We start from the raw sequence: 16,874 nt of genomic DNA on the forward strand, positions 1-16,874 counted from the left end.
AAACAATGGGTTGAAAAAGATGTTAGTTTAATGTCAAAATAAAAAAACCAACAATTTAAGTTATTTAGCTAATAAAGCTCTTCTGGATTTTACTTCTTCAGGATCCAGCCTCTTGAATGCCTCCTTGGTAATTACCACTACATCGATATTCTCTCCAGATGCTGAGTCCCTTTTGGTTGCATTGTGGATCGCGCGGATGGCAAGGTCAAGCCCTTCTTTTACAGTCATCTCTTCTCTGTACTGGTCCTCAAGCACACCATATGCCATAGGAGAACCGGAACCTGTAGCCGAGATCCTTGTTTCTTCGATGCTGCCTCCAAGGGCATCCAGTGAGTAAATAGCAGGCCCATTTTTGTCAACCCCTCCTATAAGGAGCTGAACCATCATGGGATAGTAGCGGTTGGCATTTAAGAAGTTTGACATTAAAGTTGCAATACCTTTTATTGTCATGGATTCGTTCCTGCGCATTTTGTAGAGTTGTGACTCTACATTTACGAGCCGCACAAGCTGCTGGGCATCCCCTACCGAACCGGCAGTGGTCATTGCAACAAGGTCGTCAATCTGGTAAACCTTCTTTGCAGTTTTACTTGCGATGAAATTCCCCATTGTGGCTCTCTGTTCGCTTGCGAGCACGATACCATCGGTACAAACTACTCCTACGGTAGTTGTGCCCTTTAGATATTTGTCATTATCCATAAACATACCCTCATAATAAGTTAAAAATGAGAAAATGTCGCTAAAAAAAATGTTTTAGTGAGGTAAGTATTTTTAACTTAAATAGCAGGATTTAGCACTTCATTATCTCATTATTAATATCGCTATATATAAGTTTTCCTTCTCTTTTTTATTGAACGCGTCTAAATTTAAATTCGAAGGAAGATTTGGTAAAATAATTTTCTCTCTTTTTGTATACAGGAGATTCAGGTCTCCTGATATCCCTGATATCATGAAAAATCCAAAATTTAAAGAAAAAGTCCCTCGACCTCTTCAGCAAGTTTATTTACTCTCTGAATCACATTTTCTGGCACTTCTTGCTTATGCATGAGCGCAATTCTCTCAGCTACAGTGATTCTGCTCGTTCCCTTAACAAGGTTATCGGCGTGAGCAACTATTTTTTCCTCAAGGCTTCGCGGAAAATAATCATCCTCCGGTAGCCCTAACATCTTTGCCTCTTCTTTTGAGATCCCTGCTCCGATATGTCTTTTTATTATTTCGGAAATTTCTGACTCAATTCCCCTGGTTCTAGCTAGCCTGTACCCTTCTACCGCATGATCGATTTTATGAGTTTTACATCTTCCAAAATCATGAAGAAGAGCCCCGACTTCTACCAGCTCCGGGTTTACGTTATGTCCTACTGCTTCTGCTTTATTTGCAATCTCAACTGCTAGCGATGCGACTTCCTTACAGTGCTCTATTACATTTGGAGCACATCCAGTTTCCTCAAGTAGCTTTATTGCTTCGGCTCGGGTAATCAAGGTAGATCACTTACACTGGACTGAGAGCATCTACACGTTTTTTCAGGACATCAATAAAATTAGAATTATCATAGAAGACCAGGTCTTCTCCGCATATCGGGCAAAGAAACTCGGTTTCCGTAGCTTCGTCAAAAAGAAGGCGAACGCATCCCTGAGGGCACATATAGAAAACATTGTTTTCTTCAAATTCAAGGCGAGTTTTCAGGTTGCGGAGCAATTTTCTTTTTTCCTTCATAAGCTGGTGTTCTATGTCAGAGAAATCCAGGCGCCAGAGGTATGTTAACCACCCACTGTTTGAGTCCCTCTCCCTGCGGCAGATTGCAAATTTATTTTCGTTTAATATGAAGAGCGTCCTCCTTACGGTGTTCAACAGAACCCCGGTCTTTTCTGCAATTTCTTCATCCGTAACCTCGCCTTCAGGCATACTTTCTATCATTTGCAGCCCTTCTTCCCCTACAAGGCTCATGAGATATCCTCTAATTACCTTGTCATTCATATCAACCAATATATTCACCTCGAAAATACCAGTATGAATTGGACATACCAGTATTAAAATTTACATTCCCATTTTCCGGAAACATTTTTAGCCAGAAAAAGTTGAACTTTTCTAACCCTTTGATTTTTTACATATTTTCGGCAAATCTCAGGTATTTTTCATTTTTCTGGTTTTCAATAAAAGTCATTATCCTATTTGTCCCTCTTTTAAGTGACAGAACTGCCTCTTCCCTGGTAGAGGTGTATGCGAACAGGGAGGTAAGAGGCCCATCAGGTTCTGCAACAGTTCCCTGGGAAGGAATATCAGTGCCTTTTTCCCTCACAATGAGGTCCATGAGCTTTCTGTCTATAAAAAGTTCTCGATCCGAGTAGATAATTCCTCGTGCAGCAAAACATTTAGCTTTGGGTTTTTCAGGAAGTTCTCCTTTAAAGCAGCCAGCATGGGCCTCAAAGAGGTTAATGTTCATCGCCTTCTCGACAGTGTCGAGACTTCCCTGGAATCTCGGGTTTATCTCAAGTACTACAGGCCCTTTTTTCGAAGCTATGAAATCCACTCCGTTTGAGCCCAGGAGTTTGAAGTCAAGCACCAGTTCTTCAGCAAGGGATTCCATCTCCTCGGCTTGATCGGTTCTGAAAGGAGTTATATTTCCGCAATAAGCAAAGGGCAGCCGTGATAGCCAGGAAATCCCTATTAGCTGTTCATTTACAGCCACTGATAGCGATTCGTTTTTTGTAGATAGCAAGGAGACACTTGAGGGGATTCCTTCCAGAAACTCCTGAATAACAACTGTCTTTTCTGTAATTTCCGGATTCAGACCGTGTAGTTCTTCAAGGATGGCTAAAAGCTCCTGTTTGCTCCGGGCAGTCCGGTTGAAAATTCCTCCCCCGCCTGAAGCTGGCTTAACCATAACCGGATATTCTATTGCATCCAGCTCTTCCGGAGAATAGCAACATGGGTGAGGGATTCCAAGGGCTTCAAGCCTTTTTGAGAGATAAAGTTTGTCTGAAGCCTTCTGCATGGCATCCGGACTGCTTGCAAGTACGGGACAGGAAAACTCGTTATGGTCAAGTGTTTCCAGTCCTGAGCCAAGAACAAGGGCATCAAAATCAAGCCCAAACTCAGCCATCTGAGCCTTTATCCGGGAAGCTTCGAGCTGGTGAAGCTCCTGTATGGTTCTGCACTCCAGAAATGTCGATGCATATGCGCATTCCTGCAGGTCAAGGTCACAGAAAGCATCTATAGAGCAGACCGTATAGCCAGCCCGGCTTGCAGAGCAGACAATATTCCGGGTATTAAATCCGATTACAAGGATATTCTGCATGTTTCCTCTTTCTTGACCTTTCATTTCGCCTGCGGAATCTCAGAATGTGCCAGTGCAAAGATTCCATAGTGGGTCTTTAGGACAGGAATTTCGCTTCCTGCCTCTGCATTGAACGACATGGGCTTCTTTATGGCAACGGTCTCATAAGTTTCAGGGTCGAGTACTAGAATTGCATTGTCTTCGATTGAAACCAGCACTGTTAAAACAGCATCCCCCATATTGCCTATTTTCTCTGCACTTTTTAATTCTTCGGGGGTTGAGATAAATCTGGAGCCATCCTCAAGGGAAGTTCCGTTAACCTTTTTTCCGGAACTCTTGATCTGGATAATCTTTCCTCTGAACCTGATCACATCTCCTGGCCTGAATTCGGGAAGACGCACAGAGAAGGTAATCCTGTAAAGGTTCTTTCCATCTTTCATTCCCACCAGAGTAGGAGATTCGGAAAAACTGCCTCCAAGTTCAGAGGTAATTAGCCGGCAGAGCTGCCTGCTGGCATTCATGGAACCCATGTAAAGGTCTACCCCTTCCTTTTGCTCCACCACCTCGCTTATAAATGCAAGTCTGTCGCCTTTTTTTCTCATGCTCTCCATGACTTCTCTAGCGATAACCATGCAGCGTCTGTTCTCTTCTTCAGTAGGAAACCTGCCTGCTGCTCTGATCTGGATAATTGCTTCAAAGTAGCCTCCAGATTCCCTGCTGCACATATCGCAAGCTGTCCGCTGAATCCTGACCTCAGTCTCAGCTTCAGCATGCACCGACTCTTCCCTGACCACTGCATCGACTTCGGCTCTTACCTTATATATATAGGGCGTAATCTCCCTGGGTTCTAGATAAACTTCCACATCTCCAGCTTCGTTGTGGATGAAAAGGACATCTTCTACGGCCTTTAGCACCACATCTTCAAGATTACCAACATCTTCCCACCGGCCTCTATGAAAGTGTGATCCACAAGTTGAACATATCCTTACATGGAGTACATGGGGCAATTCAATCAGTTTGAAAGTCTCAAAAAAGCAGTCCTTGCAAACTGAATCAAAGAGCCTGTAACATTCTCTGCCGCATCTCGGGCATGTGATAAAATTCATCTGTAATCCTTACTTATAGTCTTCTTGGAATAGTAATAGTTTTTTGGATAAGTCTTATTGAGTAAGTTTTTTCGAACAAACTTCTTGAATAATAGTCTTCCTAGAAGAGTAATTTTTGAAATTCTCAGGAAGAAAAGTTCCTGTAATAAACTTAAGCAATTGACCTGTTAAGCCTACTCATGCTATTTAAAAGTATATTCACATATATTACACTATGAAATAAAGGAAAGTTAACACGGCAGGATACGACGATTTGGATAAGACGCCACAATAGCCAAATGGCTAGAAAGAATTAATAGGAAACCAAAAACTGAGAAGCTATACCTAATGGGATGAATAAATATATAAAATTTACCGAGATGAATCCAGCGCAGCTTCTTGAAGAAGCAAAACTAGAACAGAAAGAGGCGTGTGTATGAATGGTCAAAACGTACTTTAAAAATGAAAAAGTTCCGTGCCAAAAGACACGGATCTATGTTTTCAATTCGCATTCGGATTTATTGTTTTGGAGGCCAGTTCTTTTCCATAAAGCCAGGGAGCCTTCCGGAGTCCATTGGGCCCACAAGAACCTTTGTACCGAGTTTGTCCTCAAGGTCACCCTGGAGACGGGCAGCAAGACCCGGAGTAATTACGGTGTTGTGGGTAACATCTTTCTTGAGGTCAAAGCCTGACTTCTCAAAGGCGTCCTTTACTTTGTCAGCGGTCAGCTGACCACCGGCAACAGATGCTTCCACACCGATACCATCGGTGTTAACTGCAAGCAGCCAGCAGTTGATGCCGTTTGAGGCAAGATCGCTCTCTACTGTGTAGTAGGTAAGAGCAAAGTTTGTTGTGAAGAGAACTGGGGAGTTCTCGTCTGGAGTTCCTACCTTGTACATCTTCGAGTCCACAGCGACAGGAGACCTCGGGTCGGTGTAGATTGTCTCGGCCAGGTGTACTTCGGGCATGGTGGCATATGGATCCATGCTGTGGAGAAGCATAATGTCTCCGTACCTGATGGTAAAGACCGAGGCAAGAACTGTTTCCCAGTAGGAGGCACTGATAGGGTCCGAAATTCCAGACATCCAGGCAGTAAGCGGCATAGCCATGATTGGATATGCGATCTCGGTATCCCCCATAATACCTGCTCTCCTGATCTTCAGGAAGTTGGTAAAGGTGTCTTTCAGGCCTTTGCCAGTTGGGTAGGTTCCTGGGTCGAGAACAATGTCCTTAATACCTGCTTCTGCAAAGGTTTTTGCGAGGCTCTTAAGTGCATCAAGGTCGTTGAAAGCTGAGACTACCACAGGCACCTTATATTCAAGGGCCAGTTCTCCTACTTCCTTCCAATTGTCTTTGTTTGCAGCATAAAGCAGAGGGTTCTTGTCCTTTGCAACCTCAAGTCCTGCCTTCAGAACTGCAGGGTTAAAGGAACAGAGAATCACTGGCAGTTCTGTGCTTTCAATAACTTTCTTGACAGCTGCTGCAAACTTTGCAGGGTCATTGGATGCAGCTCTTATTGCCACACCGTCAAGTAGCAAGTTGCGTCCAACGTAGAACTTTTTGTAGTCAGTAATTTTCTTAACTCTTTCAACAAGGGCAGCTTCTTCCATTGTATCGGTAACATCGAAGAACATCTTTGTCTTGTTGAAGAAGGTTAGCTTGTGACGGTAAAGCACATCGTCGCCACCAATCTTGGCTACTCTGTCGCCTACACCTATTGCAACTTCACGAATTTCCGGGGCAAGGAGCTTGTCAAGCTCTGCGAGTTTCTTTGCAAACTTCTTCTCCTTAATAAGGGGTGGGCAGTCTGTTGTCTTCCCGGATCTGTCGATCAGCTTGGAGGCAAATGCCATACAGGTAGGCTCACCACATTCTCCACAGTTGGTCTGAGGAAGGTATTTGTAAGCTTCTAATGGGCTGTTTATTTTCATGTTTTACACCCCCGATCCGATCCAGTTAGCAAGGTCAATAGGCTCTGCTTCAATTGTACCGAAAAGGGTCTGAGTTATGTGCTTCAGGACAGCAACCGAAGTTGGGTGCATCATCATGAAGAGGTCGTTCCCTGCAATGGCAAGAGAGAGACCTGTAACGATTTCCCAGATTGGTCCTCTGTATTCTCTGGGACCCCAATCCGAGTCTTCCTTAAGTGGGGAGCTAACCATCCAGGATTCGCGGGCACCCCATGCATTGGTAGTACCTGAGGACATTGGGAAGGTCAGTTCCTCATCACCCATAAGGGCTGCAAGTCGAATACGTTCCATGTTGGTGTAAGCGTAGTCGAGACCATAACCGAGTGCGGCAGTGGTTGGGTCCATGATGATCCTGTCTCTTGGAACGTTGCACTGCTTCATAAGCTTCCTGTTTAATTCCTTCTGGGCGTTCATGTCCAGCTGAGTCCAGGATAGTACGTCATGGTCATATTTTAATGCGGCTTCTGCAATTGCAGCATAGTCTAGGTTCAGACTGGCAGATGCAAGAAGACAGCGCTCGCCTTCAGCAACTTCTGCGGCTTTTGCAAGAACCAGTGGATCTTTCTGTGGGTTACCAGAACCGCCGATTGCGATTGGCACATCAACAGCTTGCAGGACTTCTTCAACAGTCTTGGCTGCTTCCTTGGCCGGTGTATCTTTAACCAGCGGGTCGGTTGAAATCAGGTGGATTGTGATCATGTCGGCGTTGAACTTTTCAACGTTCTTCTTTGCCCATTCTCCGGGGCTGTCCATGACCTCATCATAGTTCTCCTTAACAGCTTTTGCAAGCCCGATTCTCATGTCGAATACGTCAATGGTAACCTGGTTCCTGTTGGGCATTGGAGCGTCAGGGAAGAATGGAAGGGCTTTTTCGCCACCAACCACCACTCTCTTACCACGGCTTCCACCATCTGCAGAGGTGTTGCCTATTGGGACTTCCTGGATCTGGGTTGTCCATTCTTCTATATTTGAGAAGTCAAACTTGGAAGGAATGAGATCCTTGAATTTCGGGGCTGCCAGAGCAGGGGAAACTGCAGGAGCAGCTGCGGAGGCACCAGCTGCGGGGGCACCACCAAAGCCTACAGGAACACCAAATATGCCAGCGAGTCTTGCGAAGTGCTGTGCAAGTACTGCATTTTCTTGTCCAAGGATAGCAGCAAGCATGGGGTCAAAGCCGCCTCCAAGTCCACTGAGATCAAGCTCAATGTCCCCTTCTATGGTTACACCTTCAAGAGATAGTATTTCTACATCCTTGAACATGTCTGTCATTTCTGATAACTTAACTTTCTTTGCCATGTAAACCTCACCTTTTCCGTAAGTTTTCCGCTTTGATGAGTGACTGTATAAATAAAGATATAATACAGATTTTACTTCCAGATTCTTCCCTTATATGGAAAGAAGGATTGGGGCGAAGTAAATCCTATTCCATTATTTCACATGATTTTGAATACTGTTTCAAGCCATTAAAACGGCCACAGGAATCCATTTTTTCCGGCACGGTCTTCTACAATATTAGAGGTTCAAAAAAAACTGGGATTAGAACCCCAGTTTTTTTACAATACTTTCGATTTCTACTGCAGCAACCGAGTCATCCGGGATCTCGAAGAGAGGTACGCCTTTTATATCCATTTCCTCGATTTTCGGGTCGAGTGGGATCATACCTATCATGTTAAGTTTCAAATCCTCGGCCAGTTTGACAAGCTTTTCACTGTTAGTATCTGTAACCTTGTTTGCAATAACGTGAATTCTACCAACATTTGAGTCCAGTTCATCCACAAGTTCGTGAATTCTTTCAGCAGTCCTGAATCCCCTTCGAGAGGCGTCTGTTACAACAATAAGATCATCGATGTCTCGGATAATTTTCCTGCTGAAATGCTCAAGCCCTGCCTCTGCATCAATGATAACTACCTCGTAATTCGTGATCAGTTTATCCATAATGCCCCGGAGGAGGTTGTTTACATAACAGTAACAGCCTGAGCCTTCGGGTCGGCCCATGACCAGGAGATCATAACCCGGCATTTCTTCAATGATCTCATAAACCTTGCTTTTAAGTACCGCCTCTTTATTCATATCGGGATTGTCAGGCCTTGGCTTGGTGATTTCAGCCTGTAAATACTCCTTTGCATCCCCGATTGTTTTTACATCCTCACAGCCAAGGGTCTCAGGCAGGTTAGTATCTGCATCTGCATCAACTGCCAGTAGAAACTTACCTTTTTTGGAAAGGGAGCGGATCAGAAGAGCCGCTACCGCTGTTTTACCAGTTCCACCTTTTCCCGTTATTGCAATTACTTTTGTCACAGAATACCCCATTGGATTGTTTTTCGTCTTAGACGATTGTCTGTCGTCACTCAATCATTTTTATTACTTCTTCTCGCTGATGACCATTCTGTCAATGGAGATCTTTGCCTTCTTGAAGGTGATCTTTATTCCACCAGCTTTACCAGCAGACATCATTGGCATTGAAGCCATTGCAGGCATCTGGAAGCCAGCTGCAGGCATCATCATTGGAGCTGCTGCAACAGCTACTTCCTCTGCTTCTTCCTCTTCTTCCTCTTCTTCCTCTTCTTCCTCTTCCGCAGCTGCCCAGGTAGCAACAACCGGGTGGTTCTTCTCCTGCAGGAATGCTTTCAGGGACTCAATGTCAGTTGCATCATTCTCAGTTGCAATCTTGTCTTTGATGTCATCAGGAATAGTTTCGGCGATCTTTTCCTTGAGCATGGATGGGAGCCAGACAACTCTGTTCCAGCCACCGTCAGCCTGGATGAACTTCGGGGAGTAGAAGTAGTTGACACCGATACCGAGGAAACCTACGATCTGCTTTCCACCGCCTGTTTGACCAGCCATAGTGGAGAAGCCAAGCCCATTGGGAGCCATTCCCTGGTATTCTCTGTTAACCCATCCGATACCATCAACTTCAGGAATATAGAATCCGACTACTTCGAAGCAGCCACAGGAGGTGTGTGGGGAATCGAAGAAGGAGTGGAGTTTAATCTTGTCGAACTCACCACTGGAAAGCTTCTTGGCAATGTCGTTGACACCAGAGTACTCACCGGTCTTGGCATCGAGAAGTTCACCCTTGTCAATCGAGAACTGTGGGCCTTCTGGATCTACTTTTGCTGCTGCACGGCCGTCGAACCAGTTAATTGCACCACATAAGGAAACTCTGTCAGGGGAAACTACACAGACGTTGGTCGGAGCAAAGGACTGGCAGAGAGTGCATCCATAGAAGACGTCGACATCCTCGTCGTGGAGGTCCTTTGTTCTGGCATCTCTTGCCTTGAAAATCTCCTTTGCTTCTACCATCTGTTTCTCGACTTCAGCCTGGTCAGTGTAGAAGGTCACCTGCATCTTCTCAATAAAGGGAAGCTCGGTCTTGAAGAGCATCATGACAGCTTTTCCGAAAGGCTCGAAGGAGTCCAGCTTTGCAGCTGTATCCTTGGAGACTCTCATCCAGACATCGTACCTCTGGTTCAGGTGCATAATGCCCTGGCAGTAGTTAATGAAGTCGTGAACACGCCTTTCGACGACAGACTCGAGGTCAGGCTCTACAAGTTCTCCGCCGATGTTGAAGATCATTGCCCAGGGGTAGGTCTTGCCCTCTTCCATTTCCTTGATGTCGGGACCAACAATTGTAACCTTATCGTCTACGATCTCATCCATGGGTTTTGCACGGACAAGTTCCAGACCCAGGGATTTCGGGCCACCGAGTTCAACGAACATTCCTTCCTTTCTTACTCTTTCTCCTTCAAACATTGGGGAAATCTCAAATGGGAATTCTGCCATTATATTTCGCCTCCTAAATAAAATTTATAAAAGGTCAATTACCTCGTCCAGTGCTGCAATGTGATCTGCCCTGCTAAGATTTCCAAAGGACATTGTTGCATTCTGGATGTAGCTCTTGTCTATCGAAATTGCTTTTACATCACTGAAGTTCTTAGTTGCTGACAGTACCTGGTTGATATAGTACTTCTTGTGGCCCAGGAGTATGATTGTATCATAGTTTCCATTGCCATCAAACCCTGGCCAGTTAGGATCTGTCAGATAGAAGCCAAGTGCGTGCAGGTTGATGTACTTGGCATTGACACCCTTGTCTACAAAACCAATCATTGAGCTGCCGGTTGCTGCAATAGGGATGTTCTTTGCTTTTGCTATCTTCACTGCACGGTCCAGAACCTCGGGGTCGAGAACTCCGGTTCCAACTACAAAAAGTGGCCTCTTAGCCTTTGAAATAAGCTTGGCAGCTATTTCTGTGCTTATAGCTTTTGAGGTCTTTACACCGTAGGTGGTAAACAACTTTGTATTCTTAGTAGTGTCAACCATCTTCAGGCCTCCTTGCAAAGTCTCTTAAGGTTAGTCGGCTGTGAAGAGACATCGAACTTAATTGACGGACCGGAAATAATCTTCTTCTTCTTCCAGTCGATTTCCCATCCGTGCTCGGATTCAAGCATCTTCAGGAGCATTTCACGCTTGGCGAGTGGGAGATCAGCTTCACTCCTGACAAACTTCCACCAGTCATCGGGTAGCACACCAAGATACTTTTCACTGATTTCCAGCCAGTGGGTCAACTTGATGGATCTGCCCATATTATTGTCAGATACACGGATACAGTTCTTTGCCAGCATTACACAGGCTTCCTGCCATGTTTCTGCAGTGGTAAGGAGGAACTCTGGAGATGGCGGAATAGCCAGTTCTGAACCATTTCTGCTGTCGTAAAGTTTCCACTTGCTGTCGTCATAGGTTTTTGCGATCAGGGCTCTCCTGTATTTACCGCTGTGAGGACCGACTATTGCAGGAATACCGTATATGTTACATCCAGTACCGATAGCTGCTGCCTTCTGGGAGTATGCACCCCATGCAAGTCCTACTGCACCAATACGGTTGAGTGAGTAGTCTGCAATCTCGGCGAGGTTACCTGAAAGGTTTCGGCCTGCAAAGATTCCAGCGACCTTGTGGCATGTAGCTGAAATGTGAGCGTTCGAAACACAGGATCCGGTGTTGAAGATGTTACCTCTCTCGAATCTGCCCGGGAACCTCTCGTAGAGAGTCTTACCGTCAGCATCCTTGTACATACCGATGTCCATTGCAGAACATCCAGAAACTGCAACGATGTAGTTCCTGTTAAGGAATTCTTCTGCGATGTTGTATACGTCTTTGGTGCCTGCAGGGAAGTTGGAACATCCGATAATTGCAATAACACCCGGGGTAGTACCCATAACCAGATTCAGACCTTCTGCCCTGATTTCTGGATCGCTTACCTGACCTCTTCCTGCTCTTACAAAGCCTTTCTCTTCGGCAATTGCCTTCTGGGCAGCCTTTTCGATCAGGCTCAGGACGGGGATTTCCTTGTTACAGACCTGCTCGCACCTGCGGCAGCCTACACAAAGGTCATGCAGCTCTTCCAGAGCAGAGTAGTCTTCTCCCTTAGCTGCTGCAATTGCTGCAGGGATTGCCAGCTCTTCTGGACATGCCAGTGCGCACTCTCCACATTCTGCACACTTGGAAACGAGGGCTTTCATTTCGTCGTCTGTGGGGATGGCTGAGAGTCCTTCAGCTTCGCGGATTGGAGCCATGGCCTGAGCAACCTTAGGCACAAGTTCTCCCAGTTTCTCGTAGTCTAGCATTACGCAGCCTGGGATCGTGCCACTTACCAGGTCTTTTACGATTGCATCTACGTCATCGTTGGTCCTGTCTGGCAAGCCATACATGATCTTTTCATTGGATGCGATGATCGGGATCTTAAGCTTCTTTCCTTCCTCAACGAGATCAGCTCTTACACACTGTTCGTCAAGAACGATTACATCAGGAATTCCGGAGCGTACAATCTTCAGTTCCTTTGAAATGGTACCGACAATCTTTGCATAGGGGGCTTTCCGGTCTTCTCTCTTGTACCTGGTCATGTCGAATGCGGTACAGCAGAGACCTCCGATTTCCATCTTGTCAGTCAGGCCATTGTCTTCCATGTAGTCCATGATGTAGGTGACACCAGCAACGTTGTGCCCGATGGCAATAATGACTGGCTTTGAAGCATCAATCGTTCCCATACCTACTTCAACAAGAGGAGCCTCTGGGTCGGATTTCGGGAAGCCGAGTGCAGTAACCTGTGCAATATCGGAAACTTCCATACCTACATGGTCAAGATATCCGGCCATCATTGCCTTGTTATCATAGTCAATTGCTGCTGCTTCCTGTCCTGCATGTACGGTTGCAAGTAGCTGGCCTACCTCTTCTTCGACATATTCCATTATGGGTTTGAGTTCGCCAAGGGTCTTCGGCTGCCGACCTGTGACAAGCTGAATATTGGGGGCAATTACATTTGAAGCTCCCATGTTAATCGGCATATCTTCGCCAAAAAGATCAATAATGTGATCGAGCAAGTGGCGGCCATGGGCACTGTGACATGCACAGCCTGTGAGGCAGCGCAGGAAGAACTCTCTTGCAGCCTGACCTTTCATGTCAATACCGCAGGCGCCTCTCTTGTTTCCTTCCAGGTTACACGGTCCAAAGGTACAGTAGCAACACTGATCACACATGGGGGTGTAGACCGGCTCATAGCGGTCAAACAGTGTAAAACTCCAGTCCCTTAATGTAGCGATTGAGGGGAAGGGGGTCGGACCCATCGGGCCAAGTTCTTCTTTTACTTCTTTTGCTTCTTTGGCAACCTCCTTTGCTGCCCCTACAATATTGTTAATAGTGATCTGAACAGATTCCAGATCTTCTATAGAAAAACTCCCGGTAGTTAGTTTGCTCATTTGAGCGTTACCTCCTAAATTTGTTTAAAGTCGACTTTACCAAGACGATTGCAATTATCATACTCGGCATATTTATCATGATTATACATTATATATTTTGCCGTCTGCTTTAAAGTACAATCGTTTAAATATGTGCTTTTCTGGTAAGACGCTTTTAGCTATTTCTTTTAACTATTAAGTAGTATACCAGCGTTTTTTCAAATAAAGCGTTTTTATAGGAAATATTTCCATGTAAAAGTCGTTTTTAGGGGCTTAATTACGCTTCAGAAATGTTTTTACGCCCTTTTGCTCAAAAAAAACCGTTTTTGCCAACGATTGAGACCTTAATCTTAAGCAGAGGTCGCTACCGATGGATAATAAACACTAATTAAATGTCTTAACGTACCAAATCTATATAACATTTTCTAATTTGTAACACGCTATTTCGAGAAGGGTAAAATGGTAATATTCGAAATCAGCCGACTATAAAAATTTATTTAAATTTGTTACGTAATAGACAAATTAGTGTCTATTAATGTCGTTTTTTCAGAAAAATAGAGAACGGTACTTGTATTTTCATATTCAGTGCTATTAATTGTTATTAATTTACTTTTTTTTCGCTTGTAAAACAAAAATTTTGATAAATATTTGTTACTGAATGTTATACTAATCAATAGATAAAACTTATTTTTCATGAGAATATAATAATTATAAATATAAGTCAAATTTTATAAGATAGATACAAAAAATAAACAGAAAATTATTTATAGGCTTAGGATTGAGAGGGGATTTTACACAGTAAACGCCGTAAACTATTTTTGTGTTTTTTAAGGAAAGGCATAAATATTATTTACCCGATTGAATATTAATTAAGATATATTCTAATTTAAATAATAAAAATATCAATTTAAATAGTATTGACACACTCTTAAACAGACAAATTCTTGAATATTAATAATATTCCGAAAGAATTGAGTTTGTATCCTTCCAGAGTTTAAAACTTCAGTTTATTTTATTTAAGATTTCAAATAAAGAACCTGATTATTCAATATATGCTTTTGGCAATAGAATCCTTATAACTGAGAGGTTCCTAAACAAAGCTATCCGGAACTTTATTGGCTTAATTTCAAAAAACTTAAATTATAAGTTCTTTGATTTAATTTCGTAACCGGTTATTAGTAAAAAATCTGTTCAAAAACTACAAGATACGATATGTTTCACATATTTAGTCATCTATTTCAACCTTCAAGGATGGAACTATACTCAAGCTAGAGGAATTGAAATAATAAAAAAGACTTATGCACATGAAGTAAAAAAATCAAGTACTAGACATTGTGATTTAAACATATATTTTAAGCAGTAAAATGTCTGATGCTATTGATATTTTCAGTTCAGCTGTGTGAATCCTATATAAATCGGAGAGTAGTTAGAAATATGTTTGACCTTAACGCATCTTACATTCCTGGAGGTGGAACAGGTGGCAGGTAAAGATTCTATATTCACTAGCCCGTCGATGGCAATTATTGCCCTCTGCACACTTTCATTCTTCTTAGAAATGGTTCCAGGAATAGGTTACATCTATATAGACGCTTTTCAGTTTGACCCAAATTATCTCGTGACAAGGCCGTGGACGCTTGTTACATATATATTTCTGCACACTGGTTTATTACATCTTTTATTCAATATGCTCGTCCTGTACTTTTTTGGAACTGCACTTGAAAAGCGGGTCGGGAACAGACAGCTTCTGGCAATTTTTTTCACAGCTGGGATTTTATCAGCAATAGGATATACCTTTTTAAGTCGGCCAGTTTTCAATATCTCTCCTGTTCCGATGGTTGGTGCAAGCGGAGCGATTTATGGGGTCTTTGCAGCCCTTACAATGCTTGAGCCGGACATTCGTGTTTACGTTTACTTTGTCCCAATGAAGCTGAAATATGCCCTCGTGCTTTTTGCTCTCCTTGATTTTCTTATGGTTAATTCATCGGATATGATAGCTCATACAGCTCATCTTAGCGGTCTCTTTGTCGGTCTCTATATGGGTCTCCGGATAAAGAAAATTCAGGAAAATGCTCTAAGACCAAGGTATATAGGCAGGTGGTAAGTCTGGAAGGGGATAACCTTCTAGAAGGCACATACTATTATCCAAGACCCGAGCCAGGAGAGAAAAACCCTATCCTGATTTTGAATTTCAGGAGACTATTTGCAGCCTGGTCTCCAGAGTTTAAAAAAACTCTGTACTTTGAAAAACCACCTGAAGATGAAAAACTGAAAAGAGTAAGAGAAATTATTCTTCTCCAGGTTTATGATTGGCTCGCGGGCAGGGAAGGGATGATAGAACTTACTGACCAGGAGTTTGAACAGTTCATGAAAGTATATGAGGCTTTTTTGGAGAAACTTGGAGAAATCCAGTACATAAGGCGTAAAAAAGGACGAAAAATGGAAAATACCTTTGAGCTCAAGGAATCTCCATATATCATTCGAGAAGTAAAAAAAGGAAACTTTTCCGACAATTTATAACTATTAAATTATATAACAGACCTTTATAGATCGAGACTTTATCCTTCCAGAGTTTCTTCCTATCTTTTTCACAGAAAGAGTTCCAGTTTTTCAATCCAATCATTTACAGAAGGATAAATTTGTAAACCTTGGTTGTATTAATATGCAAATGTTTTACTACAGAAAAGCATATAAAGTATTTATCGGATTGTATGCAAAATTGCGGTATCAAGATATAAATCTTAGAAATTCGGAACTTTAAACCTCAAAAGCTGACGGCAGAAGCATAAATTCTGTACGGCAGATTGGAGGCTGCTGAAAGTGTAGCTTCCGAGAGTTGGTGCTATATTGCCTATGGCTCAAACCCATAAAGTGAAGGTTCCGTGACCCGCAAGATCACAGAGGACATTAATAATGAAACCTGTAAAAAGCGGAATAGACTCTATCTCAAAATACCTCCGCTCGAAAAAAGAAGTTGGCAGGCGGAAAATAGGACTTTTAGTGGATGGTCCGAATATCCTCAGAAAAGAATTTGATGTAAATCTTGAGGAGATAAGGGATGTCCTGAAAGACTATGGAAATATCAAAATCGGGCGAGTTTTCCTTAACCAGTACGCCTCTGACAAGCTTGTGGAAGCTATTGAAAATCATGGGCTTGAACCTATAATCTGTTCAAGTGATGTTGATGTGCGCCTCGCGGTAGAGGGCATGGAGCTAGTACATAACCCTAATATTGACACTCTTGCGATCGTTACAAGAGATGCAGACTTCAAGCCGCTGTTGAACAAAGCAAATGAGCACGGAAAAGAGACTATTATTTTCGGAGTTGAACCCGGTTTTTCCACAGCCCTCAAGAATTCTGCGGACTATGTTATTCTTATGAAGAAAGACAAAATGAGCAGTTATGATGAGTCCGATGGAATGGGACCAAGTGAAGGAAATATCGATAGATCGGAATATCAGGATAGTATATATGAAGAATCCATAGAAAAGACCTGATTTATGCCTGTCCTTTTATATAAAAGAGGATAAAACCACTGAATCTTTAACTCAGAGGATATAAGCGTCAACTTTGATCTATTCATTATCGGATGACCATCTTTATCCATTTAAACTAATTCTACATTAAGCATAGATTAGCGAAAACCAAGCATCCTTTGTCACGGATGTTAACCATCAGACATAACACTGGTCTTGAATAAACCCTTCGCATCCAGCTTATATTCATGTAAAAATAGGAGCGAGCGAAAAAAAGAGAAGTAGTAGGGCAAGAAATGCCCGAATTAAAGCTTGTTCGAGACTTAGACTATAGTCTGTGAAACAA

Annotated in this window: 14 protein-coding genes; 3 read left to right on the plus strand and 11 right to left on the minus strand. The window is 43.2% G+C overall.

Features of this window, described 5'->3' with window-relative positions; translation table 11 throughout:
- Window positions 1-60 precede the first annotated feature (60 nt).
- The 11 genes from psmB to cdhA all read right to left on the minus strand — a co-directional run bounded on the left by psmB (window position 61) and on the right by cdhA (window position 13,075).
- Window positions 61-696 (minus strand): archaeal proteasome endopeptidase complex subunit beta, encoded by a 636-nt coding sequence (psmB, locus tag BP861_RS00675; RefSeq protein ID WP_292371562.1) that lies wholly within the window; start codon window positions 694-696, stop codon window positions 61-63.
- 266 nt (window positions 697-962) lie between these two features.
- Window positions 963-1,475, minus strand: a complete 513-nt coding sequence (locus BP861_RS00680) for an HDIG domain-containing metalloprotein (protein ID WP_292371563.1) — start codon at window positions 1,473-1,475, stop codon at window positions 963-965.
- A gap of 10 nt (window positions 1,476-1,485) precedes the next feature.
- Entirely contained in the window at window positions 1,486-1,980 is a 495-nt protein-coding gene (locus tag BP861_RS00685) for a transcription factor (protein WP_292371565.1), read from the minus strand.
- 118 nt (window positions 1,981-2,098) lie between these two features.
- A complete protein-coding gene (locus BP861_RS00690; protein ID WP_292371567.1) occupies window positions 2,099-3,316 on the minus strand; it encodes an ATP-grasp domain-containing protein in 1,218 nt (405 codons plus the stop codon).
- Window positions 3,313-4,377, minus strand: coding sequence for a 60S ribosomal export protein NMD3 (locus tag BP861_RS00695; RefSeq protein ID WP_292371568.1), 1,065 nt, complete (start codon window positions 4,375-4,377; stop codon window positions 3,313-3,315). Before BP861_RS00695 ends, BP861_RS00690 begins: the two co-directional genes overlap by 4 nt.
- A 497-nt stretch (window positions 4,378-4,874) precedes the next feature.
- Entirely contained in the window at window positions 4,875-6,287 is a 1,413-nt protein-coding gene (acsC, locus tag BP861_RS00700) for an acetyl-CoA decarbonylase/synthase complex subunit gamma (RefSeq protein ID WP_292371570.1), read from the minus strand.
- A 3-nt stretch (window positions 6,288-6,290) separates the two neighbouring features.
- Window positions 6,291-7,622 carry a CO dehydrogenase/acetyl-CoA synthase subunit delta gene (cdhD, locus tag BP861_RS00705; RefSeq protein ID WP_292371572.1) on the minus strand — a complete coding sequence of 444 codons (1,332 nt, stop codon included), beginning with the start codon at window positions 7,620-7,622 and terminating at the stop codon, window positions 6,291-6,293.
- Between the two features lie 240 nt (window positions 7,623-7,862).
- A complete protein-coding gene (locus BP861_RS00710) occupies window positions 7,863-8,624 on the minus strand; it encodes an AAA family ATPase (RefSeq protein WP_292371574.1) in 762 nt (253 codons plus the stop codon).
- A 63-nt stretch (window positions 8,625-8,687) separates the two neighbouring features.
- On the minus strand, window positions 8,688-10,109 hold the full coding sequence (gene cdhC / locus BP861_RS00715; RefSeq protein ID WP_292371576.1) for a CO dehydrogenase/CO-methylating acetyl-CoA synthase complex subunit beta: 1,422 nt from the start codon (window positions 10,107-10,109) through the stop codon (window positions 8,688-8,690).
- A gap of 24 nt (window positions 10,110-10,133) precedes the next feature.
- Entirely contained in the window at window positions 10,134-10,646 is a 513-nt protein-coding gene (cdhB, locus tag BP861_RS00720; RefSeq protein ID WP_292371578.1) for a CO dehydrogenase/acetyl-CoA synthase complex subunit epsilon, read from the minus strand.
- A 2-nt stretch (window positions 10,647-10,648) separates the two neighbouring features.
- Complete coding sequence (gene cdhA, locus BP861_RS00725; RefSeq protein WP_292371580.1) at window positions 10,649-13,075, minus strand: CO dehydrogenase/acetyl-CoA synthase complex subunit alpha; 2,427 nt, start codon at window positions 13,073-13,075, stop codon at window positions 10,649-10,651.
- A 1,456-nt stretch (window positions 13,076-14,531) separates the two neighbouring features.
- On the opposite strand from cdhA, the gene BP861_RS00730 reads away from it, so the two are divergent.
- The 3 genes from BP861_RS00730 to BP861_RS00740 all read left to right on the plus strand — a co-directional run bounded on the left by BP861_RS00730 (window position 14,532) and on the right by BP861_RS00740 (window position 16,549).
- Window positions 14,532-15,155: a rhomboid family intramembrane serine protease gene (locus tag BP861_RS00730; protein ID WP_292371581.1), complete on the plus strand. Its 624-nt coding sequence runs from the start codon at window positions 14,532-14,534 to the stop codon at window positions 15,153-15,155.
- Window positions 15,149-15,571, plus strand: a complete 423-nt coding sequence (locus tag BP861_RS00735; protein WP_292371582.1) for a hypothetical protein — start codon at window positions 15,149-15,151, stop codon at window positions 15,569-15,571. Before BP861_RS00730 ends, BP861_RS00735 begins: the two co-directional genes overlap by 7 nt.
- 393 nt (window positions 15,572-15,964) lie before the next feature.
- The gene (locus BP861_RS00740; RefSeq protein ID WP_292371583.1) at window positions 15,965-16,549 is read left to right on the plus strand and encodes a TIGR00288 family NYN domain-containing protein; all 585 of its coding nucleotides are present in this window, start codon (window positions 15,965-15,967) and stop codon (window positions 16,547-16,549) included.
- The last annotated feature ends 325 nt before the right edge of the window (window positions 16,550-16,874 follow it).

The organism is Methanosarcina sp. UBA411 (genome assembly GCF_002495725.1).
In the GTDB taxonomy this organism is placed as follows: Archaea; Halobacteriota; Methanosarcinia; order Methanosarcinales; family Methanosarcinaceae; genus Methanosarcina.